Source organism: Candidatus Polarisedimenticolaceae bacterium, from assembly GCA_036376135.1.
Lineage (GTDB): Bacteria > Acidobacteriota > Polarisedimenticolia > Polarisedimenticolales > DASRJG01 > DASVAW01.
The window spans coordinates 70,248-95,457 of record DASVAW010000158.1; the positions used below are offsets into that span (position 1 = coordinate 70,248).

Consider the following 25,210-nt stretch of genomic DNA (forward strand, 5'->3'; position numbering starts at 1 on the left):
TCTACTTCGGCCGTCCGCCGAGCCGTTCCGCGACGTAGACGGCGACGAAGCCGAGGAGGAGCGCGACGCCGACGAGGATCCCCGCTTCACGGGCGCGTCCGGCCTGCTGGGCCCCGTAGATGGCGGAAGCGAGGGTCTGCGTGCGGCCGGGGATGTTGCCGGCGACGATCACGGTGGCGCCGAACTCCCCCACGGCTCGGGTGAATCCCAGGATCAGCGCCGCGGTGAGCCCTCGGGCGGCGAGCGGGACCGTGAACCTCAGGAAGACCGCCCGGGGGGCGTGCCCGAGCGTGCGCGCCATCGCCTCGAGGCGCGGGTCCACCCCCTCGAAGGCGACGCGCGCGGTCCGCACGACCAGCGGCATCGCGAGGACCGATTGGGCGAGCACCGCACCCTTCCAGGTCAGCAACACGCCGGGATCGAACCCGAGGGTCGATCGTCCGAGAGGGCCGTCGTAGGCGAAGAGCGAAAGGAGCAGGAAGCCGATCGCCGTCGGCGGGAGCACGAGGGGGAGGGTCAGGAAGGTGGACAGCGCCGCCTTCCCGCGGAACTCCCGTCGCGCGAGGAGGTACGCCGCGGCGAACGCGGGCGCGGCGACGAGCGCCATCGACGTCGCGGCGACCTGCAGGGTCAGGAGGAGGGGCGCAAGCGCGGTCTCCACGCCGGCACTCTACCTCGGCAGGAAACCGTGCTTCTCGAAGATCGCCCGGCCTTCGGGGCTCGCCAGGAATCCGACGAAGCGCCGGCCGTGTCCCTCGCGAAGCGCGGCGGCGGCGTAGGTGGCCTCCCCCGGAAGCTCGGTCAGCACGCGGACCTTCGAGGAGGACTTCGCGTCGGTGCGGTAGACGATGCCGACGATCGCGGGGTCGGACTCGACGAGCGCGAGCGCCGCGCGCACGTCGGGCGACGGCACGACCCTCGCGACGACGGCGTCCCACACCCTCCCCTTCAACACCGCCTTCGCGTACCGGCCGGCGGGGACCGCCTCGGGGTCCCCCATCGCCAGCGCACGGAACGAGGCCGTCGACAGATCGTCGGGGCGCGCGATCGCGACCGTCGAGTCGGTCCGCGCGATCACGACCAGCCGGTTCGCGAGCACCGTCCGGCGCGTCCCCGCGAGGATGCGGCCCGATCGCTCGACCTCGTCCATCCAATGCTGGTCGGCGGAGAGGAAGACGTCCCCGGCGCCGGACGCGACGATCTGCTGCGCGAGCGTGTTCGATCCGGCGAAGTTGAAGACGACGCCGACACCCGCGCTTTTCTCGTAGGCCGCGCCGATCTCCGTCAGCGCGTCGCGCAGGCTCGCGGCGGCATGGACCTCGATCTCGGGGGGCGGCTCGGCCGCGACCACGGCCGCCGCGAGGAGCAGGCTCCGGAGCATGGGGACGATCTTAGGACGGAGTCCGCACCCTCCCGCCCGGGAGAATTGGGACGTCCTGCCGCGCCGCGGCCACGGCGGCCGTTCGCCCCGCTATTCCATCAAACCCTACAGATCCAGGGAGCCCGCTGCGCCCTTGTGGCATGATCGTTCGGGTTTCGGCGGTCCCGCCGCCGGGGAGAGGGGTATGGAGGATCGGTCCGCGCTCGAGCAGCGGCGCCAAGCGGAACTCCGCAACGCGCTGGCGTCCCTGCTGGGCACCGACGATCCTTCGGCCATCGACGAGCTCCGCGGCCACCTGGAACGCGTGGAGTTGCGCCGCGGGGAGACGCTCTACCGGCAGGGGGACGTCGCCCACGACCTGCACATCGTCGCGAGCGGCACCCTGCGGGTGATGTCCACCGACGCCCGCGGGCGCTCGACCGCGATCGCGGAGATCCGCCGAGGCCAGACCGTCGGCGAGATGGCGATCCTCGAAGGAACGACCCGGACCGCCACGGTCTTCGCCGTACGCGACTGCGTCCTGCTCCGGCTCGACCGCTCGAAGCTCGAGCGGGTCGTGGAGAGCCACCCGAGGCTCGTCCTGAACATCTCTCGACTGATGAGCTCGCGCCTGCGGCGCACGACGCTCGGGCGCGGGATCTCGGAGCGTTATCGCACGATCGCGGTGGTCCCTCACGGCGGGATCGAGGGGATCGGGACGGCGCGTCGTCTCGCCGACGAGCTGGGGCTCTACGGCAGGGCCGCGCTCGTCGACTCCGAGCCCGTCGACGACCGGGTCGAGGACCTCGAGGCCGCCCACGACTCGCTCGTCCTGCTCGCCGACGGCGAACCGACTCCCTGGACGCGGACGTGCCTCTCCCACGCCGATGCCGTCGTGCTCGTCGCCGAGTTCGGCGCGGACGCGTCGGTCGGACCGGTCGAGCGGTGGCTGGGCGACCAGGATGCCTTCGAGCGGCTGCCTCGTCGGGAGCTCGTCCTGCTCCACCCGCCCGGCAGCCGCGGGCCCTCGGGAACCGCGCGATGGCTCGAGGGACGCCGCGTCGACCGGCACCACCACGTGCGCGCCGACCGCGCGGGGGATCTCGCCCGCGTGGCACGGTACGCCGCGGGACGCGCGGTAGGGCTCGTGCTCGCCGGAGGGGGAGCGCCGGGATTCGCCCACGTCGGCGTGATCCGCGCGCTGCGCGAACGCGGCATCCCGATCGACGCGGTGGGCGGCACGAGCATCGGCGCGATCGTCGCCGCGGGCGTGGCTCTGGACTTCGACGACGAGCAGCTGTACCGGGCTTGCCGCGAGTCGTTCACCGGCTCCGACCCGTTGGGCGACTACAACCTGATCCCGGTCGTGTCCGTGTCGCGAGGGGGGCGCATCGAGCGGCGTCTGCGCGAGCATCTGGGCGAGGGTTCGATCGAGGACTGCTGGATCCCGTTCTTCTGCATTTCGGCGAACCTCTCGAGCAACGAGCAACACGTCCACCAGTCGGGGCCGCTGTGGCGCGCGGTGCGCACGAGCTGCTCGCTCCCCGGGATCGTGCCCCCGATGGTGCACGACGGACAACTGCACATCGACGGCAGCTGCGTGAACAACCTGCCGGTGGACGTCTTCCAGCGCGCGGGGATGGGACGGGTGATCGCCTCCGATCTCGACCTGCGCGTCGATCGTCGCCTCGGCTACGACAAGGTCCCGTCCCCCTGGCGCGTGCTCGCGGGCCGGCTCGTGCCGGGCGTCTCGCGCGTTCCGGTGCCGGGACCGCTCAACGTGGTGATGAAGTCCACGATGCTCGGCGGCGCCGAGCGCGCGGCCCGGGTCCGCGAGGAGGTGGACCTCTGCTTCGTGAGCCCGGTCCAGCGCATCGGCCTGCTGCGCTGGTCGGCGTTCGACGACGCCGTCGCCGCGGGTTACCGGCACGCCGCCGAGCGCCTCGGGCCGGACTCCGTCGCCCTCCTGCGGGGGGTCCGATGAGCCGCGAAGGAGAGGTCCTCGAGCGCGTCCTGGCCGTCAACCGCTCCCTCGCGCGTTCGCTCGACCTGACGACCCTGCTGTCGCAGGTGGTCGACACCGCGCTCGAGCTGCTCGACGCGGAACGGGGGAGCGTGTTCCTCCACGAGCCCGCTTCGGGGACCCTCGTCTCGCGCGTGGCCACGGGAACGGGGGAACTTCGGATCCCCGCCGACAGGGGGATCGTCGGGGAATGCGTCGCGACGCGCGAGATCGTCCTCGTCGCCGACGCGTACGCCGACCCGCGTTTCAATCGCCAGGTCGACCTCGCGACGGGGTATCGCACCCGCTCGATGCTCACGATGCCGCTGATCGGGCACGACGACACGCTCGTCGGCGTGCTGCAGGTCCTCAACAAGCGCGGCGGTTCATTCGGCGACGCCGACCTGCCGATCGCCACGGCCCTCGCGGCGACCTGCGCGATCGCCATCCAGCGCATGAGGCTCCTCGAGGAGATCGTCGAGAAGCGGCGGATGGAACGGGAGCTCGAGGTCGCGCGGGACATCCAGACGCGGGTCTTCCCGAAATCGATGCCGGAGATCCCCGGCTACGACGTGGCGGGATGGAGCCGCCCCGCCGACCAGACCGGCGGCGACATCTTCGACGTGATCGCGGCCCCGGGTTCCGTCCTGCTCCTGCTCGGCGACGCGACCGGTCACGGGGTGGGACCGGCGATCTCCGTCACCCAGGTGCGGGCGATGCTCCGGATCGCCGCGCGGCTGGGGGCCGGTCTCGACCACACCTTCCGCAACATCAACGACCAGCTCTCGGACGACCTGTCCGACAACCGGTTCGTCACGGCCTTCCTCGGCGTGCTCGACCCGGCGTCGCACCGTGTCGTGTATCACGCGGGCGGCCAGGGCCCGCTCCTGCACTGGCGCGCCGCCGAACGGACGATCGACTGGCTCACCTCCTCGACGCTCCCGCTCGGGATGCTTCCCTTCCGGAAGACTCCGGAATCGCGCTGGATCGACATGGCGCCGGGGGACGTCCTCGCGCTGGTCTCGGACGGCATCTTCGAATGCGAGAACGCCGCGGGAGAGGCGTTCGGGAACGAGCGGGCGGGTGCGATCGTCTCGGCGGGAACCGGCGCGGCGGAGACGGTCGCGCGCATGGTCGCCGAGGCGGACGCGTTCCGCGGGTCCGCGCCGCAGCAGGACGACATGACGGTGCTGGTGCTGCGCCGGCGCGCCGCCGGCCGCGACTAGAACTCCAGCTCCATCCCCTCGCGCGCCGCGAACGTCGTCGGGAACTCCTCGCGCGCGACCCGTTCCACCTCCGCCAGCTGCGTGTCGGTGTGCTCGGGGTGGTGGTGGAAGAGCACGAGGTGCTTGACCCTCGCGGCGCGGGCGATCTGGACCGCCGCGTACCAGGTGCTGTGGCCCCAGCCCTTGCGCAGCGCCTCGTACTCCGCCTGCATGTACGTCGCGTCGTAGATCAGGTACTCGGCGTCCTTCGCGAAGTTCTCCAGCGCCCGGTCGGTCGCGGGGTCGCCGTGTTCGTGGTCGGTCGCGTAGACGATCCGGCGGCCCGCGTGCTCGAGGCGGTAGGCCACGCAGCCGTCGGGGTGCCGCAGCGGGAGCGAGTCCACGACCACGTCGCCGACGCGCACCGACTCACGGCCGACCTCCTCGAATTTCACGGTGGCCGGGGCGCCCGACAGCGGCACGGGGAAATACGGCGGGCACACGAGCGACTCGAGGACGTCGCGGATCGTCCGTCCCTCGGGGGCGAAGCTGTGAAAGGTGATCGTGTTCGCGGAATCGTACAGCGGGGGGAACAGCGCCATCCCCTCGACGTGGTCGAGGTGGTAGTGCGAAAGGAAGATGTGGAAACGCGTCGCCTGCCGGGCCCGCCGCTTCTCCACCTCGCTCCCGAGCAGGCGCACCCCCGACCCGCAGTCGAGGATCAGGTATTCGTCCTCGGCCAGCGCGACCGCGGCGCAGGGAGTATTGCCCCCGTAGCCGAGACGGTCGGCCGAGGGGGTCGGGACCGTCCCGCGCACTCCCCAGAATCGGAGCTTGAGGTTGGTGGAACCCATGCGAGAACGGATTCTAACCCCCTCCGGTACGATTCCGACGATGCGATACGAAGGACCCCTGTTCCGCCCCCCGAGCGAAGCGGACAGCTTCATCCTCCAGGCCACCGTGGGGTGCTCCTGGAACCACTGCACCTACTGCGCGATGTACCGGCACAAGCCCTTCCGGGTCCGGGGGCTCGACGAGATCCTGGCCGACGTCTCCGAAGCGGCGGCCGCCGCGGGGGAGCGGGTCCGGAAGGTATTCGTGGCCGACGGCGACGCCCTCGCCATGGACCTCGGGACGTGGACGGCGATCCTCGAGGCGTGCCGGGCGGCCTTCCCTCGCCTGCGCCGGGTGAGCGCCTACGCGACCGCGATGAACCTCCTCGAGAAGTCGCCCGAAGAGCTGGCGAGGCTCAGGACGCTCGGGCTCTCGCTCCTGTACATCGGCCCCGAGTCGGGGGACGAGGAGACGCTCCGGCGGATCGCCAAGGGGGCGGGGTTCGACCAGCACGCCCTGGCGGCGAGCCGGGCCCGGGCCGCCGGCGTCGATCTCTCCGCGATCTTCCTGCTCGGCGCGGGGGGTGTGGAGCGAAGCGCGGAGCACGCCCTCGGCTCCGCCCGCCTGGCGACCGCGATGTCCCCGAAGTTCCTTTCGGTGCTCACGCTGACGGTGGTGCCGGACACCCCGCTGGCCGCCCTCGAGTCCCGCGGGCGTTTCGTCCTTCCGGACGTTCCCGGGTTGCTGCGCGAGATGCGGACGTTCGTCGCGGAGGCTGCGCCCGAAGACGCGATCTTCCGCACGAACCATGCGTCGAACTACCTGCCGCTCGACGGACGCCTGCCCCGCGACCGCGAGCGGCTGCTCGCGGTCCTCGACGCGGCCCTCGACGGCTCGATCCCGCTCCGGCCGGAGTGGGCGCGGGGGTTGTGACCCTGGCCTACTTGCAGGTCCCTCCGCGACACCGGTTGGAGCAGCACTGGCCGTTCGTCGAGCACGAGGAACCGAGCGGCGCGCACGTCGGCTGGCAGGCCGGCGTCGGAGCGCAGGCGGGGTCGGAGCATTCGGCGCCGTTCGCGCAGTCGTCGTCCGCGCCGTTGCCGCAGATCTCGACCGTGTTGGTGCGGCAGTCGAGCGCGCAGTTCGCGCAAGACTCCCCGGTCTCGCACACCGTGTCGCCGCAGCAGAACGAACCCGGGACGACCGGCTGGGAGGTGCAGGCCCGGCCACCCGAGGTGCACCGCGAGTCGGAGCAGGAGACGGGGCCGGCGCCGTCGCCGTCGCCGCAGCAGAAGCGGTTCGCGGGTTTTCCGCCCTGGTTTCCGGCGCAGTCGGAGGGGCAGCTCAGGCAGTCTTCGCCGTTGCCGGCTTCGCAGGTGCCGTTGCCGCAGGAGGGGCCGGGAGTCGGGCCCGAGGCGCAATCGGCGGAGCAGTTGCCGCAGTCCTCGCCGACCTCGCAGATCCCGTTGTTGTTGCAGGTCGGGCATCCCGCGCACGCGGTCGTGTCGAACCCGCTGCAGTCGCCCTTGCAGGCGAGCGTCCCGCCGCCGGTGCAGCCGAAGGTCGCGCAGGTCTTCCCTCCGAGCTGGCCGGTATCGCAGGCCTCTCCGGCCTGGATCACCCCGTCGCCGCAGACCGCGGCGCCGCCGACCTGGCGCCCCGCGGAGTAGACGTCGACGCTCTGGCTCGAGCCCCCCGACTCGTCGCGGTTGTCGGTGAAGATGGTCAGGAGCTGGCTCGCGACGACGTCGAGGCCGTTGTAGTCGCCCCACTCGAAGCCGTCGGCGATGTTGGGCGAGAGGACCGCGGTGAGGCGCTCGGGAGTCGACCACGTCTGCGCGCCGTCGACCGATTTGCTGAAGAAGAAGTCGACCGCGTTGCGCGTCGAGTCCCGGCGCGTGTCGTAGTAGGCGACGTAGACGGTCCCGTCGTTCCCGACCCCCAGCCACGGGTGGAACCGATCCACGGTGAGCTGGTCGGCGGTCTCGTGGGGTGTGGTGACCGCCCAGGTGTTCCCGTTGTCCCGCGAGTAGGCCACCTGGATCCGCGCGTGGTTGTTGGCGGGGATGCCGGACTCGGGACCGGTCGTGTCGGTCCACGCGGCATAGATCGAACCGGCGTAGGGGCCCGTCGTCAGGTCGGCGTCGGCGCCGACATAGATGAAGGCGCGGCGCGATTCCATCGACGGGATCGCGAAGTCGTAGCCGTCCTGCGTCGCGGCGACGGTCGTGATCGTCCCCCACGACGCGCCGCCGTCGGTCGAGCGGCGCAGGCGGATCGTCCTGCTGTTGAACGCCGGCCAGAAGTAGTAGACGGTCCCGTTCGGGCCGGTGACGATGTCGCTGCCGATGCCGAGATCGCCGCTGAGGGACGAGAACGACTGGACCGACCAGGTGTTCCCGAAGTCGGTCGACCGGGCGACCTTCATCACGTTGCTCTCGTGCCAGGTCAGGTAGAGGTTGTCCTTGAACGGCGAGGTCGGGTGCTTGTCGACGTGCAGGAACTCCTTGTCGGCCCCCCCCGCGATCTCGCGGCGCGGGTCGCCGGGGGTCGTGCTCTCGAGCCCGTTCCAGGTGACCCCGCCGTCGTTGGAGCGATAGAACCAGACGTTGCAGGCGAAAAAGCAGTTTCCGAGGGTCGCCGCGTAGGCGTACTGCCCGTTCGAGGACCAGTCCACGGTCGGATCGCAGCAGGTCCCGCCCTGGGGGAGCGCCCCGGCGACCGACCACGTGGCCCCGCCGTCGCTCGACACGTGCATGACCTGCCCGCCGCCCGGGCCGTTCGTTCCGGCGATCACCTTGTTCGCGTCCGTCGGGTGGATCTTGATCGCCGACTCCGCGGCTCCGTTCGGAGAGGTCACGCGAACCTCTCCGGAGAGCGAGTCCGTTCCTTCGGCGAGCGGCCCTTCCGCCAGCGCGGTGTCGTTCTCGATCGCCCAGCGGGACCCGGACCACGTCACCCCCGTGTAGACGACGCCGTCCACGAGGTACCCCCCGTGAGTCAACCGGAAGGCGTTGAAGGCGCTGCGCGGGTATTGCGCAGGTCCGACGCGCGGAAGGCCGGGGTTCTCCCGCCGCAAGGCGACGCGGAAGAAGACCGGGATCGGGTCGCGCAGCTCGACCTCGTTGGGGGCGAGCAGGGCGAGGTCCTCGGCGGTCAGCGCGTAGTTGCGGTCGTCCCAGGGCCCGAGCGAGGCGAGGCCGGGGTAGTCGACCCGCGCGTCGACCCCGCGGGCGCGGTCGACGACGACGGTGCGTTTCGCGTCGACGTGGACCGCCGACTGGGCGATCGCCGAGGACACCAGACCGCAACACACGACGAGCGCGAACAACGTCTTCCGGACGGACATGACACCCCCCTGATGGCGCAACGCCAAGCGCCGGGTGACCGTATACTGGCGAAAGCCCCGGTGGACAAGCCCCAACGATGAACCAACCCCCGCCCCCCCCTCGTCGCTGGATGTTCCTCGTCGTCCCCCCGGGGGCGCTGATCGTCGGGTTTCTCCTCTTCGACGCCGCCTTGAGGCTCGCCGTGGAGCCGTCGCCGCGTTCGTACGGAAGGCTGCGCGGCTACGAGCTGCCTCCGGTGCGGCTGATCCCCGCGCCCGCGCCGCCGGTGACCGACCCTGCCGCCCCCTGGTCGAACCTCGTGGTCGACGGGGTGCCGATCACCCACGGGGACCTGTTCGGCTCCAAGCGGGAGCATCCGCGGATCGGCTACGTCTGGAAGGAGGGGTGGACGTCGGCCAACGGGTGGTGGCGCACCAACGAGCTGGGGGCGCGGCGGGACCGGCCCACCCCACGCGAGGCACCCGCGGGGAAGCGGCGGATCGCGTTCTTCGGGGACTCCTTCGCCGCCGCGACGCGCGTCGCCCAGGACCAGGCCTGGAGCACCCGGCTCGAGACGCTGCGACCCGACCTCGAGGTGGTGAACTTCGGCACCGACGGCTACTCGAGCGCGCAGTCGTTCCTTCGTTATCAGGAAGTCGCCGGACGGATCGAGATGGACGTCGCCTGTTTCATCTTCGTGCCGTGGCACGACCCCTGGCGCGACGTGAACGTCATGCGGTCGCTCGGGGAACAGTGGACCTCGTACACGACGATGCCGCGTTTCGTCCTGGAGGGGGACGGCCTGCGGTTCGTGCCGCCGCTCTACGAGAGGGCCGCGACGATCTACGAGCGCCACTATCCCGAGCCGGGCACGGACCTCCTCGCCCACCTCCGCGCCTACGACCGGTTCTTCGTCGAAGCGACCCACGTTCCGCCCCCCGGACTCGGACGGCTCGTTACCTGGAAGCTCCTCGCCGCGCACCGGGCGGAGGAGGCGCGCCGCAGGATCCGGATGGAGATCGGGGGCGACCTGGACGGCGAGGCGTTCGAGATCACGCGGCGGATCTTCGCCGCGGCGACGAAGGAAGGTTCCGCGCGAGGGCACCGCGTCGTCGTCGGCGTGCTCCCCGTCCAACGGGACCTCACGAATCTCGAGCGCTCCGAGATCGCGCGCGAGCGATGGAGAGGGATCCTGGAGCGGTTCCGCATCGCGGGCGTCGAGACCCTCGACCTCTCGCCTGCGCTGCTCGCGGCGCCGGCCTCCGACCGCGACGACGGGTACGACGGGACCCACTACGGGCCGAGGGCGAACCTCCGCATCGCGGAGGCCCTGGCGGCGGGGCTGCCACGGTGAACCGCGGTTTCACCTTCCGGGAGCGTGTCGCCGTGGACGCTGCGGGCGCGAGCCTGCTCGACCACCTCGCCGCGCGGTATCCGCACTCCGACCGCGAAACCTGGAGACGCAGGATCGCGGAGGGATCCGTGAGCGTGGACGGCGACCCGGACGAGCCGCTGCGCGCCGGCCAGCTCGTCGTCTGGCACCGCCCGGGCTGGGAGGAGCCGGAGGCGCCGACGGGATTCGACGTCCTCTTCGAGGACGACTCCCTCCTCGCCGTCGGGAAACCCTCCGGACTGCCGACGCTTCCCGGCGGCGGATTCCTCGAGAACACGCTGCTGTATGCCGTGAGGGCGCGAACGCCCGGAGCCTCGCCCCTCCATCGCCTCGGGCGCTTCACCTCGGGGATCGTCCTCTTCGCGAAGGACGCCGCGACCCACCGCGCGCTCTCGGCGCAGTGGCGCCGCCGCGAAGTCGTGAAGCGTTATCGCGCCCTGGCTTCGGGTCGATCCGTCGAGGACCGGTTCGTCGTCGACGTTCCGATCGGGCCCGTGCCGCATCCGCTTCACGGCACCGTCTTCGCCGCCTCGCCGGCCGGCAAGCCGGCGCTCACGCGGGTCCAGGTCGTTCGCCGCGACGACGACGCCTTCCTCGCCGACGTGTTCATCGAAACGGGGCGCCCGCACCAGATTCGCATCCACCTCGCGGCGGCGGGGCACCCCCTCGTGGGGGATCCGCTCTACGGCCCCGGCGGCGGTCCGATACCCGGATCGACGGCGCGCGTGGGGGACGGCGGATACCGGCTTCACGCGGCGGAGCTGCGATTCCGGCATCCGGCCAACGGCGTCGAGGTGGTCGTGCGCTCGGAGCCGCCGCGCGATCTGCGGTAGGGCGTCGCATCCCGTCCCGCGCGCCGGAGGACGCGTCCGGCGCGCGGGAGGGTTCAGGCGGGAGGGTTCAGTTCAAGGGCTCGTCGTGATGGGCGCTCTCGCGCTTCACGGGAGCCTGGGGTCCCGTCGCCGTGGCGGCTTTCGCCTCGGGAGCGGACTTCACGATCGTGTGGGCGATCTTGCGGACGACCTGCGTGGCGAGCAACGCGAATCCGATGGCGGGGAGGAACATCGCGAACGCGAGCCCCATGACCGGGCCGAGGACGAGCAGGGCGACGGTGGGGATGCGGACGTAGCGTTCCGCGGCGGAGCCGGGAAGGGTCACTTCCTTGCCGTCGTTCGACTTGATCTCCCAGTTGCCGAAGTGCCAGTAGAGGCCGCCGGGAGCCTTGGGTCCACCGTTCCGGGTCTTGAGCATCGTGGTCATGGCGTCCTTCCTTTCCGTTCTCTCGGATCCTCTTGATCCTTGGAAGGACAAGATCCCCTTTCCGGCGCTCCCCGACCATCGGGTAACGACCGGTACGTCGAGGGAACGATTCCCGAGGCGCACTAGGGAATCCACCCGAGACCCCGGAAATGGAAAGGGCCCCGGCTCCTCTTCGGAACCGGGGCCCTTCAGGACAATCGGTCTCAGTGGCGTTGGGTTACCCCGTGACAAGGGGGCGGTGCGCCACGGCACCTGGAGTCCTCCCCTACGAGGACGCCACCTCCACCGAACGGTAGCTACTGCTGTTCAATGGATCACCTCCTTCGTCGGGCGTACCCTCAACGGAGGGCCCCAACCCTCCCGATCCCTGGCCCGCCCTGAGCCTTCTCCGGGACCGCCGCACCGTTCCGACGGCGCGGATCGACGTCGAGAGTTTCGGTCGGATCGAAGGACGGGTCAAGCCGGAAAATGCCGCTCGTGGTCACAACGCGCGGAACACCGCCACGCTGGCCCGTCGATGATCGACCACGGCATCGATTCGATCGAGCGCGGCCTGCAAGGCGTCGCGTCGCGCGATCAGCGCCGCGAGGTAGGTGTCGGCGCCCTCTTCGTGCCGGGCGGCGGCGATCGCGGCGGCACGCGTCGCCTCGCGAGCCTGCACGTCGCGATGCAGCAGCCTGGCCTGCGCGCTTCCGAAGCGCTGGAATGCGTTCTCTGCCTCCTCGAGCGCGCGCAACACCACGCGTTCGTAGGCGACGAGGGCGGCCTCCGCCTCGGCGCGTCGCACCCGGACGCGGGCGCGCGTGCGTCCGAGGTCGAACACCCCCCAGCGCAACGAAGGGACCACGAACCACGAGCTCGAGCCCGCGGAGCCGAGCTCCCCCCCGCCTCCCGCAACGACGCCGAAGAAGCCGCCGAGGGTGAGACGGGGGAAAAGATCCGCCGCCGCGATCCCGATCTCCGCGCGACGCACGTCGACCTCCCGCGCCGCCGCGGCGACGTCGGGGCGACCGGCGATCAGGGACGCCGGATCGCCGATCGCGATCGGCTCGAGCACGAGAGTCCCGAGCGGAGCCGACTCCGGAAGGTGCCAGGCGCCCGGAACCTCGCCGAGCAGGAGGGCCAGCGCGTGCACCGCGGCGGCGAGCGTGTCGCGTGCGTCGAGCAGTCGCGCCTCGTTCGAGGCGAGCTCGGCGCGCGCCCGCGCCGGCACGTCCCCCGCGACGCGGCCCTCGAGCGCGAGGAGGTCGTTCAACTCGACGACCTTCGCCTGATCGTCCCGGTAGCGCCGGAGCGTGTCGATGCGCATCTCGCTCCCGCGCGCGTCGAAGTACGCTTCGACCACCTCCGCCGCGACGACGCGCCGCACGTCGGAGAGCGCGGCGAGCGTCCCGTCGAGACGGGCCTGCGCGGCGCGATTGGCGTTGCGGACGCGCCCGAACAGGTCGGCCTCCCAAGAGAGGTCGATCCCGGCGGTTCGGGTCTCCGAGCGGCGCTCGCCCTCGGTCGCTCCGGGCGCCTCGTGCGCCGATCGCTCGCGCCGCTCGACGGCGACGCTCGCTCCCCCCGAGGGTCCGAACTCGTGCCGGGCCCCGCGCCGCGCGGCGCGCGCGGCATCGACCCGCGCCACGCCCTCGCGGACGTCGTGATTGCGCTCGAGCGCCCGGACGACGAGGCCGTCGAGGACCGGATCGCCGAACCGCTCCCACCAGCGCTCCACGGAGGCGGGGCCCTCGACGAGGCCCGGGGCCTGCGTGCCGAACGCGTCCGGGGGTGTCGCCGCGGCGGCGCCGGAAACCGCCGCGAGCGCGACGAGGAGGGCCGGCGCGACCGGACGCAGGGCCAGCCTCGGCGCGCGGCGGCGCCGGATCCGGAGGTAGAAGACGGGAGTGAGCAGGAGCCCGAACACCGTGACGCCGATCATCCCCGAGAAGACCGCGAGCCCCATCGCGCGCCGCATCTCGGCGCCGGCGCCGGAGGCGAACACGAGGGGGAGCACGCCCATGACGAACGCCGCCGAGGTCATGAGGATCGGCCGCAGCCGGAGGCGCGCGGCGTCGAGCACCGCCTCGAGCGGCGTCGCGCCGGAGCGCTCCCGCTGGCGGGCGAACTCGACGAGGAGGATCGCGTTCTTCGCCGCGAGCCCCACCAGCACGACGAGGCCGATCTGCGTGAACAGGTTGTTGTCGCCCCCCCGGAGCCAAACCCCCGCGAGGGCGCTGAACAGCACCGTCGGGACCACGAGCATCACCGCGAGCGGGAGGGACCAGGAGCCGTACTGCGCGGCGAGGATGAGGAACGCGAGCAGGATCGCGACTGGGAACACGAGGGATGCCGCGTTCCCCGCGGCACGCTGCTGGTACGTGAGGTCGGTCCACGCGATCGTGAAGCCGTCCGGCAGGTGCGTCCGGGCGAGCTCCTCCATCGCGGCGACCGCTTCGGCGGACCCGACCCGCGGCGCGGCGGCTCCGTTCACGTCCGCCGCCGGGAACGCGTCGTGCCGCGTCACGGGATCCGGCCCCGTGTCCGGTCGCACCCGGGCCAGGGCCGCCACCGGGACGAGCTCCCCCCGGTCGTTGCGGGCCCACAGGCGCGAGACGGACTCGGCGTCCCTCCGGTGCACGGCGTCCGCCTGGACGATGACCTGGTACGTGCGGCCGAGCGTGTTGAAGTCGTTGACGTAGAGCGACCCGAGGTTGATCTGGAGCGTCTCGAAGAGCGAGCGGAGGTCGACGCCCTGGAGCTTGGCCTTCTGGCGGTCCACGTCCACGTGCAGCTGGGGGACGTTCGTCTGGAAGTTCGAGAACAGCCCGACGAAGCGCCCGTCCTTCTCCGCGGCGGCCAGCAGCGTGCGCGTGGCCTCCTGAAGGGCGTCGTAACCCCGTCCCGCGCGATCCTGGACCTGCAGCTTGAACCCCCCGAGGTTCCCCAGTCCGTGGACCGGCGGCGGCGGGAACGCGGCGACGAAGGCGTCGCCGATCGAGGAGAACTTCGCGTTCAGGGCCCCGGCGATCGCCCCCGAGGAGAGCGCCTCGTCGCGCCGGGACTCGAAGGGGTCGAGCATCGCGAAGAAAACCGCCGCCGACGGGCTGGCCGTGAAGCCGTTGATCGAAAGGCCGGGGAAGGCGACGACGCTCTCGATCCCCGGCTGCGCGAGCGCGACCTCGGTGGCACGCCGGACGATGGACTCGGTCCGGTCGAGCGACGCGCCGGCCGGCAGCTGCACGATCCCCACCAGGTAGTACTTGTCCTGCGCGGGCACGAATCCGGTCGGCACCTCGCGGAACCCGACGGCGGTCAGACCCAAAAGCCCCGCGTAGAGGGCGATCGCGATCGCCGAGGAGCGGACCACGCGCGTCACCACCCGGACGTACCCGCCCGAGGCGCGCTCGAACGTCCGCTCGAACGCGGCGAACGCGCGCGCGACGAGAGAGCGCGACGGCGCTCCGTGCGGCTTCAGGAGGACGGCGGCGAGCGCGGGGGACAACGTCAGCGAGTTGAACGCCGAGAGGACGGTGGAGATCGCGATGGTGAGCGCGAACTGCCGGTAGAACATCCCCGTCAGCCCGCCGAGGAACGCGGTCGGCACGAAGACCGCCACGAGCACCGAGGTGATCGCGAGGATCGGCCCGGTGACCTCGCCCATCGCCGCGTGCGCGGCCTCCCGCGGCGAGAGGCCCCGCCGCAGGTGACGCTCGACGTTCTCGACGACGACGATCGCGTCGTCCACCACGATCCCGATCGACAACACGAGCCCGAACAGCGAGAGCGTGTTGAGCGAGAATCCGAACAGGTGCATGACCGCGAAGGTGCCGACGAGCGAGACGGGCACGGCGGCGAGCGGGATGAGCGACGCGCGCCAGGTCTGCAGGAACAGGACGACGACGATCACGACGAGCGCGATCGCCTCGAACAGCGTGCGGACGACGTTGTCGATCGAGGCGCGCACGAAGATCGTCGGGTCGTAGGCGATCCGGTACTCGATCCCCTGCGGGAATCCCTCCCGGAGCCGCTCCATCGCCTCGCGGACGCGGGAAGCCGTCGCGAGCGCGCTCGCCTCCGGGCTCTGGACGATCTGGATGCCGACCGCGGGCTCGTTGTCGAGCAGGCTGCGCAGCGCGTACCGGTTCGAGCCCAGCTCGACGCGTGCGACGTCGCGGAGGCGAACGATCTCGCCCCGCTCGCCGGTCTTGACGACGACCTCCTCGAACTGCTCGACCGTGGACAGGCGGCCCATCGCGTGCACGCCGAGCTGGAACGGGGCCGAGGCCTCCGGGGGCTGGCCGACCACCCCCGCCGCGACCTGGACGTTCTGCTCCCGCAGCGCGGCGACGACGTCGCTCGCGGTCATCCCGCGCGCGGCCACCTTGCCGGGGTCGAGCCAGACCCGAAGGGCGTAGTCCCCCGATCCCCAGACGACGACGTCGCCGACCCCCTCGAGGCGCGCGAGCTCGTCCTTGATCTGGAGCACGGCGAAATTCGACAGGTGCAGGAGGTCGTAGCGACGATCCGGGCTGACCAGATGGACGACCATCAACATGTCGGGGGAGGTCTTCTGCGTCACCACGCCGATGCGCTGGACCTCCTCGGGAAGCCTGGGGAGGGCCCGCGCGACGCGGTTCTGGACCTCCACCTGGGCCATCTCCGGGTCGACGCCGTGGGCGAAGGTGACCTGGATGGACAGCGCCCCGTCCCCCGAGGCCTGGGACGTCATGTACAACATGCCGTCGAGGCCGTGGATCTCCTGCTCGATCGGCGAGGCGACCGTCTCCGCGATCACCTCCGGGTTGGCGCCCGGATAACTCGCCCGCACCACGACGGTCGGCGGCGCGACGTCCGGGTACTCGGCCAGGGGCAGCCGGCCGAGCGAGAGCAAACCGGCGAGGACGATCAGGATCGACACGACCATCGCCGGAATCGGGCGGTCGACGAACCAGCGTGCGAATGCCATGGCTCAGTTCTCCTTTCGCGAGGCGGTGAGCGCGGCGGGGTCGACGGCGGCGCCCGGGCGGACGCGCATCAAGCCGTCCAGGATCACGCGGTCGTCCGCGGAGAGCCCCTCCTCGACCACGCGCCGGCCGTCCCGTTCCGGGCCGGTGACCACGGGGCGGTACTCCACCTTGTTCTCGTCGTCGGCCAGGAGGACGAACGGGCGTCCCTGGTCGTTGCCGATGGCGGCCGCATCGACGAGCAGGGCGCCCCGTCGCGTCCGGAACGTCACCTCGGCGCTGCCGTAGGCGCCCGGGATCCAGCGTCCGTCCGGATTCGGCAGCGCCGCGCGCACGCGCACGGTGCCGGTGCCCGCTCCGATCTCGTTGTCGAGGAAGGCGACGGAGCCGCGGCCGGAGGCCGTTCCGTCCATCGACCGGAAGGTCACCTCCCAGGCGGAGGCCCGCCCCGGGTCGTTCGCGACGAGGGTGGCCTCGTCCACGTCGAATCGAACGTAGACCGGATCGCCGGACACGAGGACCGCGATTCGGGTCGAGGCGTCGACGAGATTCCCGGAGGTGACCTCGGCGCGACCGATGCGCCCGGAGATCGGGGCGCGCACCTCGGCAAAACCGACGTCGAGCCGGGACTTCTCCACTTCGGCCCGGGCGGCGGCGACGCGGGCGTCGGCCACCTCGGCGGCGGCGCGCAGCCGCTCGGCCTCCTCCACCGCGGCGGCCCCGCGCTCGAGCAGGCGCGCGGCGCGGTCGCTTTCGCGGTGGGCGAGCTCGGCCTGGGCCGCCGCCTCGCGCAATGCGGCCTCCGCGTCGGCGAGGGCGGCACGGTAGGGGCGGGCGTCGACGCGGGCCAGGAGCTCCCCGCGGCGGACGTACGCGCCTTCCTTGAAGAGCACGGCCTCGAGCTGGCCGGCGACGCGGGGGCGGATCTCGACCCGCTCGACCGCTTCGATGTGGGCGGGGAAGGTCGCCGTCACCGGGATGTCCGCGACGACCGGCGTCGCGACCCGCACGGTGGTCGCGGATGGGGGAGCGGGGGTCGCCGGGGCAGAGGTGCAGCCGGCGAGCAGGGTGGTCAGGGCAACGAGAAGCGCGGCCGTCTTCGGCGTCATCGGGTCCTCCACGAGGTTGTCGTGTTGCACCCGTGCTGACGCTTCGGAACGGAGTCCTTACAACCGGGCCGGTCTCCCAGGCGCCGGAGGACGCGTCCGGCGCGCGGGAGGGTTCAGGCGGGAGGGTTCAGTTCAAGGGCTCGTCGTGATGGGCGCTCTCGCGCGTCACGGGAGCCTGGGGTCCCGTCGCCGTGGCGGCGTTCGCCTCGGGAGCGGACTTCACGATCGTGTGGGCGATCTTGCGGACGACCTGCGTGGCGAGCAGCGCGAATCCGATGGCGGGGAGGAACATCGCGAACGCGAGCCCCATGACCGGGCCGAGGACGAGCAGGGCGACGGTGGGGATGCGGACGTAGCGTTCCGCGGCGGAGCCGGGAAGGGTCACTTCCTTGCCGTCGAGCGCCTTGATCTCCCAGTTGCCGAAGTGCCAGTAGAGGCCGCCGGGAGCCTTGGTTCCACCGTTCCGGGTCTTGAGCATCGTGTTCATGGCGTCCTTCCTTTCCGTTCTCTCGGATCCCCTTGATCCTTGGAAGGACAAGATCCTCTTTCCGGCACTCCCCGACCATCGGGTAACGACCGGTACGTCGAGGGAACGATTCCCGAGACCGACTAGGGAATTCACCCGAGGCGGGGGTAATCTCCCGCGTCATGAGCAAACTCCAGCGCATCGCGTTTCGTGTGGGGGCGATCGGGGCGATCCTGACTGCCGTCTTTCACATGATCGGCCACGTCCAGGGGGCCCCTCTTCCCGGCAACGAGACGGAGAAGACGCTGCTGTCGCTGCTGACGACCTATGCCTTCGACTTCATGGGAACGAAGCGCACGATCTGGGAGCTGTACGAGGGGTTCAGCCTCTCGTTCTCCGTCTTTCTCGCGTTCGCGGCCTCGCTCGTGGGGCGCGGCTGAGCGAGCCGCGATGAAGGTCCTCCTCGCCGCCCTCGGCAGCGCCGGCGACGTCTTCCCGGTCGTCGGCATCGGCGCGGAGCTTCGCGCGCGCGGCCACGACGTGCTCGTCGTCACGAATCCCTGGTTCGAGGCGACGATCCGGGGCGAGGGGCTCGGGTTCGCCCCGATGGGGACGGCCGACGAGTATCGGCGCACCTCCGCGAACCCCGATCTGTGGAACCCGCGCAAGGCCTTCGCCGTGGTCGTACGGGACGGCGTGGTCCCGGCGCAGGGCATCGTGTACGACGCGATCGCGAAGACGAAACCGGACGTCGTCGCGGCGACCTCGCTGTGTCTGGGCGCGCGCACCGCCCGCGACAAGCTCGGCGTGCCGCTCGTGACGCTGCACATGCAGCCGAGCATCCTGCGCTCCGTCGAGGCGCCGCCGTATTTCCCGGAGCTGCCGATGCCCGCGTGGTATCCGCGCTTCGTGGTGAAGGGGTTGTTCCGACTCTCCGACTTCCTCGTGATCGATCCCGCGATCGGCCCGCCGTTGACCGAGCACCGCCGAAGCCTCGGCCTTCCGCCGGTCAAGCGGCCGTTCGAGGCCTGGATCCACTCTCCCGACCTCGTGCTCGGGTTGTTCCCGGACTGGTTCGCGGCTCCGCCGTCGGATTGGCCGCGCGTCTTCGAGACGACGGGGTTCGTCGGGTACGACGGCGGCGCCGCCGCCGCCGACCGGCTCGACCCCCACGTGGAGTCGTTCCTCGCCGCGGGCTCCACTCCCGTCGTGATCACTCCGGGATCCGCCAACGTGCACGGGAGGGAGTTCTTCGCCGCGGCGATGGCGGCCTGCGTCGCGCTGGGGCGTCGCGCCCTGCTCCTCACCCCTCACGAGGAGCAGCTGCCGCACACCCTCCCGGCGGGGATGGCTCACGCGAAGTACCTCCCCTTCAGCGCCGTGCTCCCCAGGGCGGCGGCGTTCGTCCATCACGGAGGGATCGGCTCGTTGTCGCAGGGACTGGCCGCGGGAGTGCCGCAGCTGCTGATGCCGATGGCGCACGACCAGCCCGACAACGCGGTTCGCGCGGAGCGGCTGGGCGTGGCGGCATGGATCCCCGCGCGGCGATGGAAGGCGGCGGCGATCGCTCCGGCGCTCGACCGGCTCCTCGGCGACCCGGAGGTCTCCGAGGCGTGCCGCTCGCTCGCGCCGCGTGTCGCGTTCGCCGCCTCGCGGCGGCAGGCCGCGAACGCGATCCTGCGGGTCGCGCGCTAGCGGCGCCTCCGCCACGCCGCGGCCAGGCATGCCGCGACGACGGCGTAGGCCAGCCACAGGACCGCGTCGCCGACGAACGCGTAGGCGGTCTCGGTCGTCAGCAGCGGGATCTCGCGCGTGAGGATCGCCTCTTGGAAGATATCGGTCTTCGCCACGAGGCGGCCGAGCGGATCGTAGGCGGCGGAGATCCCCGTGTTGGCGCTGCGGACGACCGACCGTCGGTTCTCGATCGCGCGCAGCGCGCACAACCCCGCGTGCTGGTACGGGAACGACGTCCGGCCGAACCAGGCGTCGTTGGAGATGTTCGCGAGAAACCGGGCGCCCCCGGCGGTCAGCCGCCGGGCGAGGTCGGGGAACAGCGACTCGTAACAGACGAGCGCGCCGAAGGGGACCGGCCCGTCCGGGGTGGGCGCGTTCAGGACGCGCAGCTCCGAGCCGGGTCGGAAGCGGCCGAACTGCTTCTCCATCAGCGGAAGCAGGCCGCCGAAGAACCGGGCGTACGGAAGTCGCTCCGCGACCGGCACGAGATAGACCTTGTCGTGCCGCCCGAGGATGCGACGCGCGGCGTCGGCGAGGACGGCGGCGTTGTAGTGGACGTCGTACGCCCGATATCGGCGCGTCCCGGCGGTGCGCTCGACCCCCTCGCCGATTCCCAGCACCGAGCCGAGCAGGAGCGGCCGCGTCCCCGCCGAGATCTCGTCGGGAAGTCGCACTGCGTCCACCGGCTGGACGATCGGGAACGACGCCTCGGGGCCGACGACGAGATCGGGGTTCGTCGCCTCGGCCTCGCGCACGAGCCGGTCGAGGCGCTCGTAGATCTCGTCGACCGTGCGCACGTTCCACTTCTTCTGCTGGGCGATGTTCGGCTGGAGCAGCGCGACGCGAAGTGAAGGCGCGCGAGCCATCTCCTCCTCGATCGCGCGCCAGCGCGATGCGCCGTAGCACGCGGGAAGCGCGAGCGCGACGACGAGCGCGCCGATCCAACGCAGGCGGGCCCTCCGGTCGTCCCGGGAGGTGATCGCGGCGGCGATCGCGGCGTTGACGAAGGCCACCCACGCCGATACGCCCCAGACGCCGACGAGGTCCGCGTGCTGCAGGAGCGAAGGCCACTCGCACAACGCGTATCCCAGCGTCACGACCGGGAAGGCCATGTCGCTGTACCCGCGCGCGTGCTCGCTGACGATCCAGAGGAAGGGAGCGAACAGCGGAAGCGGCCAGCGCACCGTGTGCTGCACCGCGTTCACGACGATGGGAAAGATGAAGAAGGTCGAAACGTACATCGTGACGACGATCGTCGCGGCCAGAAGCCCCAGCGGCGTCACGCTCCCGAGAGCGAACATCCAGTAGATGCACCCCGCGACGTAGGGGACCGCGAACGCGAGCCCGCCGCGCAGGAGCGTCCGCGCCGGGTGCGGGCGGTCGAGCCAGATGAAAAGGGGAACGAGTCCCACGAACGCCAGCGGCGCGATCGACATCGGAGGAAACGCCAGGAGCGTGATCAGGCCGGACCCCAGCGGCAGCAGCAGGTCGCGGCGCGAGTTCGTGAAGCCGGCCATGGAACCCCCCGTTTGGACGGGCGGAGCCTAATTAACTCTTGTCATAATGACAATCTCGGTCTAGGCTGTTTTGGCCACTAAATGGACCTTATCGGGGGGGGTTGACCGTGCGGGCCCTTACGATTAGTGCTGTACAAGCAAGATCGCTCGATCCCGCCGTCGCGGTGGCGGTCCTGCTGGCCGGGTGTTTTCTGACCTTCTACTTCGTCGGGTTCGCGCTCGTGCCGATCGGCGGCTGGATGCTCGCGAGGTCGAGGGCGGCCTGACCTACGGACACGCGCCGACTCTGTCCATCCCGTCCGAATCGGTTCCCCAGGTCGCCCCGCAGCTGTTCCGGCCCCTCACGAGGTAGCGGAACAGCGCCCCCGGCGACGGGACGGTGCCGTCGGTCCACGTCGCCGCGGTGATCCCGGAAGCGAGGCAGGTCGCGTCCCGCGCGACGTCGTGCACCGTCGACGGGCCCGCCGCGGGGATCGCGCTCGTCCAGGCGAGGGTCTGCCCGTCCGGCCAGGCCAGGTCGGAGATCTCGGCAGGAGCGCGGTACGTCTGCGGGTCGTTCGGGGCGCAGTCCTCGGGGTCGTAGACGCCGTCGGCGTCGAGGTCGGAGCCCCGGACGTCGAGGAAGACGACCCCCCCCGACAGAACGCGCGTCGGCAGGTCGAGCGCCCCGCCGGCGACCGGGTAACGCACGGCGGGGCCGATCGGCCGCAGCCGCGCGGCGTCCACGAACGCCGCGACCTCCGTGGGCGTGTAGACGCCGTTGCTTCCGCGGTCGGGGAGCGCCGCGAGCGCCGCCCGCGCGGGATGGTCGTTGTCGAAGCGGTACTCCGTGACGTCGACCTGCGGGAAGCGGAGGTTCCGCAGGCGAAGCGTGACGTCCCAGCCCCCCGGCTCGGCGCTCTGCGTGTCGTATACGTCGTGCGCGTAGAGGAGGAACCTGTCCGCCACCGGCTCGACCGACCGCCAGCCGGAGAGCGTGACCCCCGCGTCCTGCCGCGTGCCGATCGAGGCGAGATCGTGGGACATCGTCGAGGCGAGGTGCGCCATGTGGAAGAAGGGGACCGGGACCGCGTCGACGCGGTCCTCGACCCCGTCCGCGTTCTCGTCGATCGCCAGCTGCCCGACGGCGCAGGTGTTCCCCGGGAGATTGCGGCAGTACGGCCAGACGGTCACGGTGATCTCGCCCTCGCGCTTGCGGGGGTCCGTCATCGCGACGTCGAGCATTCGCCGGAAGAAGTCGCCCCCCCACGAGGAGAAGTACCCGCCCCAGCGATACATCTCGCGCCCGCCCGGGTCGCGCGAGGTGATCCAGTCGGGGGTCGTCTCGTGGGAGTTGACACGGAGTCGGTCGAAGGTCACGGGGTCGATGTCGAGCGAGCGTTGCCGCATCTGGATCAGGGAGTCCGCCGCGTCCGCCGCGCGTTTGTAGGCGTGAATCGAGACGAAGTCCACCGGGGTTCCGACCCCCCCCTGCGTCGTGCAGATCGCCTCGACGTCCGTCGATCGCAGCCCCGCGAACGCGGGGTCGAGACAGACGCGGTTGCGCTCGTCGAACCCGGGGGCCGGGTCGACCGCCGTCGGCGAGGCGTGGTAGAGCAGGTGCGAGGTGTACCCGACCGGGTCGGCGCTCCCTCCCGCCTCCCCGCCGCCGATCCTCACGCGGTTCCTGTCGATCCCGCGCGCCTCGAGGGCATGGAGGAGCGCGTTCGCGGTGTAGTCGTAGAAGGCGAGGAACTCGTCGTCGGTTCCGCCCCAGAAGGTGTTGTGGTTCGGCTCGTTCCCGATCGAGTAGTACCAGTCCGCCACCTGCTCGCCGTAGCGGTCCACGATGTGGTCGATCAAGGCGCGGACCACCCCGTGCCACTCCAGCCAGTCCTTGGGGAGGTTTGCGCAGTCCCCGCCGGTCGTCCCGTTCACGCGACCGGTGATGCACAGGTCGATCCCCACCGCCTCGACGTTGACGTGCGGCCGCCGGCCGTGGGCGACGTGCCGGTCCCATTCGTCGTCGAGCCGGGCCCAGTAGTAGACCGGCGTGCCGGCGGGGCGGAACTTCCGCAGCGCTCCCAGGGGATGCGTGAAGTTCCCGGGGGTGTCGGGATTGTCCGCGGGCTTCGAGCCGGGGAAGTCGAGCTCCCAGGAGGCCGCCGGGTTCGCGAGCTTCGTCACGTGGATCCGGTTCTGGCTGCTGCGGACCGTGACGACCGTCGCGACTTCGGACTTCGACCGGTCGCAGACGAGGACCTGGTCGCCCACATCGTAGTCGTCGGAGAGCCTGCGCCCCGCGATCCCGTACAGCGGTGCCTCGAGGAGGTCGGCGAGGTAGAGGATCGTCTCGTCCGCGTCGTCCACGATCGAGACGATCCGCCGCGTCTCCCGCTCGCGGACGAGGTTGGGAGCGCCGTCGAAATACAGGTTCGACCAGTAGTCGGCGAACAGCGGCCAGTCCCGCTGGTGCAGGAAGAACTCGGGCGCGCTCTCCCGCGCCTGGTCGATCAGGTCGTAGACGGGCTCCTGGTCGAAGATCGCCGAGGTGTTGAAGTTCGGCTTCACCATCCCCGAAAAGAAGCGGCCCTCCCACGTCGCCGTGGGAGCGGCGAGGTCGACGTCGAAGCTCGTCACCGATCCCGCGAGGTCGCGCCGCGTGGTGAACGACCACGTCGTGGTCGTCGCGTCGATGGGGATCCCGCTGAGCGTCGCCCCGCTCACGCGGACGGTGTAGGTGGAGGAGGGCTGCAACGGCGCGTTGGGCTGCGTGAAGAACCCGTACCCGGTGCGCGTCCCGTCGGTGAACGACGGGATCGTCTCTCCGGTGTACCCCGCGGCCCAGACCTGGCCGGGGCCGAACATCGTGACGGCCGTCCCGCCGGAGCGGGTGATGGTCGCCGCGATGCTGTTCGGATCGACGAGGTCACCGGCGGCGTTCGTCGTAGGGACGGTCACCTCGAAGTAGATCGAGGTGTGAGGCGTGACCTGCGTCGCCGCCTTGCAGGGGCGCGGGGCGGTGTGGACCTTGGCGCAGTTGTGCGTGACCCGCGGCGCGGACTGGGCGAGCGCCGGGAGCGCGAGCGTCAGGATCGCGACCGCCACGAGTCCGCGACCGGTACGAGCCGGCATCGTGACCCCCCTTGCCCGGGGTAATTACCGCGAGCCGGGAGTTCCGTCAAAGGGTTACCATCCCGGCGTCTCCGGACTGCGCCCCCATAGCTCAGTCGGTCAGAGCGGCGGACTCATAATCCGCTGGTCCCAGGTTCGAGTCCTGGTGGGGGCATTCCTTCGATGTCCATGACCAGCCATTAGGTTGCGACTGCCCGCCGCGCTCGTCGCAGTGCGAGACCAGCGGATCCTCAGACCGCCGATCGCGACACCGGCGGGCCCACAACCTGCAGAGGCTTCGGCACTTCCGCCAAATGCTGAGCGCGGACCATGCTGCGTACACTTTGCGCAGAGTCGTGCGTCGCATCCAGGCGTCAAGCGTGCGTCGCGCCAGGACCATTGCGCCCAACTCATGAACACCGGTTACCCTACGCCCGCGCTGGCGGCATCCGGCAGGAGTTTCCGGATGGCATTGTTCGCGGGCAGCCGGCCGGCTATCGAGCGTCCGACGCGATCAGAAGTTCTCCAGCAGCCAGGCGTTGGAGTTCAGACTCCCGGCCATGCACGCCAGGCGCTTGCCGTCGGGAGACGGCACGACGCCCACCCTGAACATGCCGGTCGCCTCGAGCAGCACCTGAGTCTTCCCCTCCATGTCCATTCTCAGCACGATCGACCTGTCCCCCTTCCAGCCCGACACAAGAAGGGCATCCGACGACGACGTCCAGAACGCGCCAAAGTTGAGCAGCTTCTCTGTCGTCAACGTTCGCAGTTCACCATTGGACGGTACGAGGATCGTGACGGCGCCTCGATCGCCGTCCCAGACTGCGATCCGCAAACCGTCGGGGGAAAGATCCCACTGCCTTTCCGCCGGGTTTCGTGCGTCGAGGCTCGCGATCGGCCGCCCGGATCCGGTGACGGGGTCGAAGGTCGAGAAGACCAGCTTGCCCTCCCGCGCCACA

18 protein-coding genes and 1 tRNA gene are annotated in these 25,210 nt (G+C 71.0%); 8 read left to right on the forward strand and 11 right to left on the reverse strand.

Translation table 11 applies throughout. The annotated features are described in order from the left end of the window. Nucleotide 1: 1 nt before the first annotated feature. Nucleotides 2-661, reverse strand: coding sequence for a molybdate ABC transporter permease subunit (modB, locus tag VF139_16930; GenBank protein HEX6853083.1), 660 nt, complete (start codon nt 659-661; stop codon nt 2-4). Nucleotides 662-670: 9 nt separating this feature from the next. Then, on the reverse strand, nt 671-1,381 hold the full coding sequence (gene modA / locus VF139_16935; GenBank protein ID HEX6853084.1) for a molybdate ABC transporter substrate-binding protein: 711 nt from the start codon (nt 1,379-1,381) through the stop codon (nt 671-673). A gap of 184 nt (nt 1,382-1,565) precedes the next feature. Between modA and VF139_16940 the strand changes: the two genes are divergently transcribed. Next, nucleotides 1,566-3,344, forward strand: coding sequence for a patatin-like phospholipase family protein (locus VF139_16940; GenBank protein HEX6853085.1), 1,779 nt, complete (start codon nt 1,566-1,568; stop codon nt 3,342-3,344). Continuing rightward, nucleotides 3,341-4,588: a GAF domain-containing SpoIIE family protein phosphatase gene (locus VF139_16945; GenBank protein ID HEX6853086.1), complete on the forward strand. Its 1,248-nt coding sequence runs from the start codon at nt 3,341-3,343 to the stop codon at nt 4,586-4,588. Before VF139_16940 ends, VF139_16945 begins: the two co-directional genes overlap by 4 nt. Here the strand turns inward: VF139_16945 and VF139_16950 are convergent. Then, a complete protein-coding gene (locus VF139_16950) occupies nt 4,585-5,421 on the reverse strand; it encodes an MBL fold metallo-hydrolase (protein ID HEX6853087.1) in 837 nt (278 codons plus the stop codon). The genes VF139_16945 and VF139_16950 overlap by 4 nt on opposite strands. Before the next feature lie 40 nt (nt 5,422-5,461). Here VF139_16950 and VF139_16955 point away from each other — a divergent pair, with 40 nt between their 5' ends. Beyond that, nucleotides 5,462-6,334: a radical SAM protein gene (locus VF139_16955; GenBank protein HEX6853088.1), complete on the forward strand. Its 873-nt coding sequence runs from the start codon at nt 5,462-5,464 to the stop codon at nt 6,332-6,334. 7 nt (nt 6,335-6,341) lie between these two features. Here VF139_16955 and VF139_16960 read toward each other — a convergent pair whose 3' ends face one another. Beyond that, the gene (locus tag VF139_16960) at nt 6,342-8,750 is read right to left on the reverse strand and encodes a hypothetical protein (protein HEX6853089.1); all 2,409 of its coding nucleotides are present in this window, start codon (nt 8,748-8,750) and stop codon (nt 6,342-6,344) included. Nucleotides 8,751-8,827: 77 nt separating this feature from the next. On the opposite strand from VF139_16960, the gene VF139_16965 reads away from it, so the two are divergent. Together VF139_16965 and VF139_16970 are read left to right on the forward strand one after the other, a co-directional pair. Beyond that, nucleotides 8,828-10,084: a hypothetical protein gene (locus VF139_16965; protein ID HEX6853090.1), complete on the forward strand. Its 1,257-nt coding sequence runs from the start codon at nt 8,828-8,830 to the stop codon at nt 10,082-10,084. After that, nucleotides 10,081-10,956, forward strand: coding sequence for an RluA family pseudouridine synthase (locus VF139_16970; protein ID HEX6853091.1), 876 nt, complete (start codon nt 10,081-10,083; stop codon nt 10,954-10,956). The genes VF139_16965 and VF139_16970 overlap by 4 nt, the downstream gene beginning before the upstream one ends. 67 nt (nt 10,957-11,023) lie before the next feature. On the opposite strand, the gene VF139_16975 is transcribed toward VF139_16970, so the two are convergent. From VF139_16975 to VF139_16990, 4 genes are all read right to left on the reverse strand, one after another. Beyond that, the gene (locus tag VF139_16975) at nt 11,024-11,383 is read right to left on the reverse strand and encodes a hypothetical protein (protein ID HEX6853092.1); all 360 of its coding nucleotides are present in this window, start codon (nt 11,381-11,383) and stop codon (nt 11,024-11,026) included. Between the two features lie 481 nt (nt 11,384-11,864). Continuing rightward, entirely contained in the window at nt 11,865-16,334 is a 4,470-nt protein-coding gene (locus VF139_16980) for a multidrug efflux RND transporter permease subunit (protein HEX6853093.1), read from the reverse strand. A gap of 3 nt (nt 16,335-16,337) precedes the next feature. Further along, complete coding sequence (locus VF139_16985) at nt 16,338-17,441, reverse strand: efflux RND transporter periplasmic adaptor subunit (protein ID HEX6853094.1); 1,104 nt, start codon at nt 17,439-17,441, stop codon at nt 16,338-16,340. Between the two features lie 127 nt (nt 17,442-17,568). Continuing rightward, complete coding sequence (locus tag VF139_16990; protein ID HEX6853095.1) at nt 17,569-17,928, reverse strand: hypothetical protein; 360 nt, start codon at nt 17,926-17,928, stop codon at nt 17,569-17,571. 161 nt (nt 17,929-18,089) lie between these two features. Here VF139_16990 and VF139_16995 point away from each other — a divergent pair, with 161 nt between their 5' ends. Next, the gene (locus tag VF139_16995; protein HEX6853096.1) at nt 18,090-18,347 is read left to right on the forward strand and encodes a hypothetical protein; all 258 of its coding nucleotides are present in this window, start codon (nt 18,090-18,092) and stop codon (nt 18,345-18,347) included. A 10-nt stretch (nt 18,348-18,357) separates the two neighbouring features. After that, nucleotides 18,358-19,602, forward strand: coding sequence for a nucleotide disphospho-sugar-binding domain-containing protein (locus VF139_17000; protein ID HEX6853097.1), 1,245 nt, complete (start codon nt 18,358-18,360; stop codon nt 19,600-19,602). On the opposite strand, the gene lnt is transcribed toward VF139_17000, so the two are convergent. Both lnt and VF139_17010 read right to left on the reverse strand, forming a co-directional pair. Further along, nucleotides 19,599-21,158 carry an apolipoprotein N-acyltransferase gene (gene lnt, locus VF139_17005; GenBank protein ID HEX6853098.1) on the reverse strand — a complete coding sequence of 520 codons (1,560 nt, stop codon included), beginning with the start codon at nt 21,156-21,158 and terminating at the stop codon, nt 19,599-19,601. The genes VF139_17000 and lnt overlap by 4 nt on opposite strands. Before the next feature lie 267 nt (nt 21,159-21,425). Continuing rightward, nucleotides 21,426-24,272 carry a hypothetical protein gene (locus VF139_17010; protein ID HEX6853099.1) on the reverse strand — a complete coding sequence of 949 codons (2,847 nt, stop codon included), beginning with the start codon at nt 24,270-24,272 and terminating at the stop codon, nt 21,426-21,428. Nucleotides 24,273-24,352: 80 nt separating this feature from the next. On the opposite strand from VF139_17010, the gene VF139_17015 reads away from it, so the two are divergent. Further along, nucleotides 24,353-24,426: transfer RNA gene (locus VF139_17015), tRNA-Ile, on the forward strand. Between the two features lie 339 nt (nt 24,427-24,765). Here VF139_17015 and VF139_17020 read toward each other — a convergent pair. Further along, a partial coding sequence (locus VF139_17020) for a hypothetical protein (protein ID HEX6853100.1) occupies nt 24,766-25,210 on the reverse strand: 445 nt, incomplete at its 5' end.

Bases quoted from the DNA above. Each gene is read 5' to 3' on its own strand.
- modA (HEX6853084.1), bottom strand. From the start codon at position 1,381: ATGCTCCGGAGCCTGCTCCTCGCGGCGGCCGTGGTCGCGGCCGAGCCG.
- VF139_16940 (HEX6853085.1), top strand. From the start codon at position 1,566: ATGGAGGATCGGTCCGCGCTCGAGCAGCGGCGCCAAGCGGAACTCCGC.
- VF139_16945 (HEX6853086.1), top strand. From the start codon at position 3,341: ATGAGCCGCGAAGGAGAGGTCCTCGAGCGCGTCCTGGCCGTCAACCGC.
- VF139_16950 (HEX6853087.1), bottom strand. From the start codon at position 5,421: ATGGGTTCCACCAACCTCAAGCTCCGATTCTGGGGAGTGCGCGGGACG.
- VF139_16955 (HEX6853088.1), top strand. From the start codon at position 5,462: ATGCGATACGAAGGACCCCTGTTCCGCCCCCCGAGCGAAGCGGACAGC.
- VF139_16960 (HEX6853089.1), bottom strand. From the start codon at position 8,750: ATGTCCGTCCGGAAGACGTTGTTCGCGCTCGTCGTGTGTTGCGGTCTG.
- VF139_16965 (HEX6853090.1), top strand. From the start codon at position 8,828: ATGAACCAACCCCCGCCCCCCCCTCGTCGCTGGATGTTCCTCGTCGTC.
- VF139_16975 (HEX6853092.1), bottom strand. From the start codon at position 11,383: ATGACCACGATGCTCAAGACCCGGAACGGTGGACCCAAGGCTCCCGGC.
- VF139_16980 (HEX6853093.1), bottom strand. From the start codon at position 16,334: ATGGCATTCGCACGCTGGTTCGTCGACCGCCCGATTCCGGCGATGGTC.
- VF139_16985 (HEX6853094.1), bottom strand. From the start codon at position 17,441: ATGACGCCGAAGACGGCCGCGCTTCTCGTTGCCCTGACCACCCTGCTC.
- VF139_16990 (HEX6853095.1), bottom strand. From the start codon at position 17,928: ATGAACACGATGCTCAAGACCCGGAACGGTGGAACCAAGGCTCCCGGC.
- VF139_16995 (HEX6853096.1), top strand. From the start codon at position 18,090: ATGAGCAAACTCCAGCGCATCGCGTTTCGTGTGGGGGCGATCGGGGCG.
- VF139_17000 (HEX6853097.1), top strand. From the start codon at position 18,358: ATGAAGGTCCTCCTCGCCGCCCTCGGCAGCGCCGGCGACGTCTTCCCG.
- lnt (HEX6853098.1), bottom strand. From the start codon at position 21,158: ATGGCCGGCTTCACGAACTCGCGCCGCGACCTGCTGCTGCCGCTGGGG.
- VF139_17010 (HEX6853099.1), bottom strand. From the start codon at position 24,272: ATGCCGGCTCGTACCGGTCGCGGACTCGTGGCGGTCGCGATCCTGACG.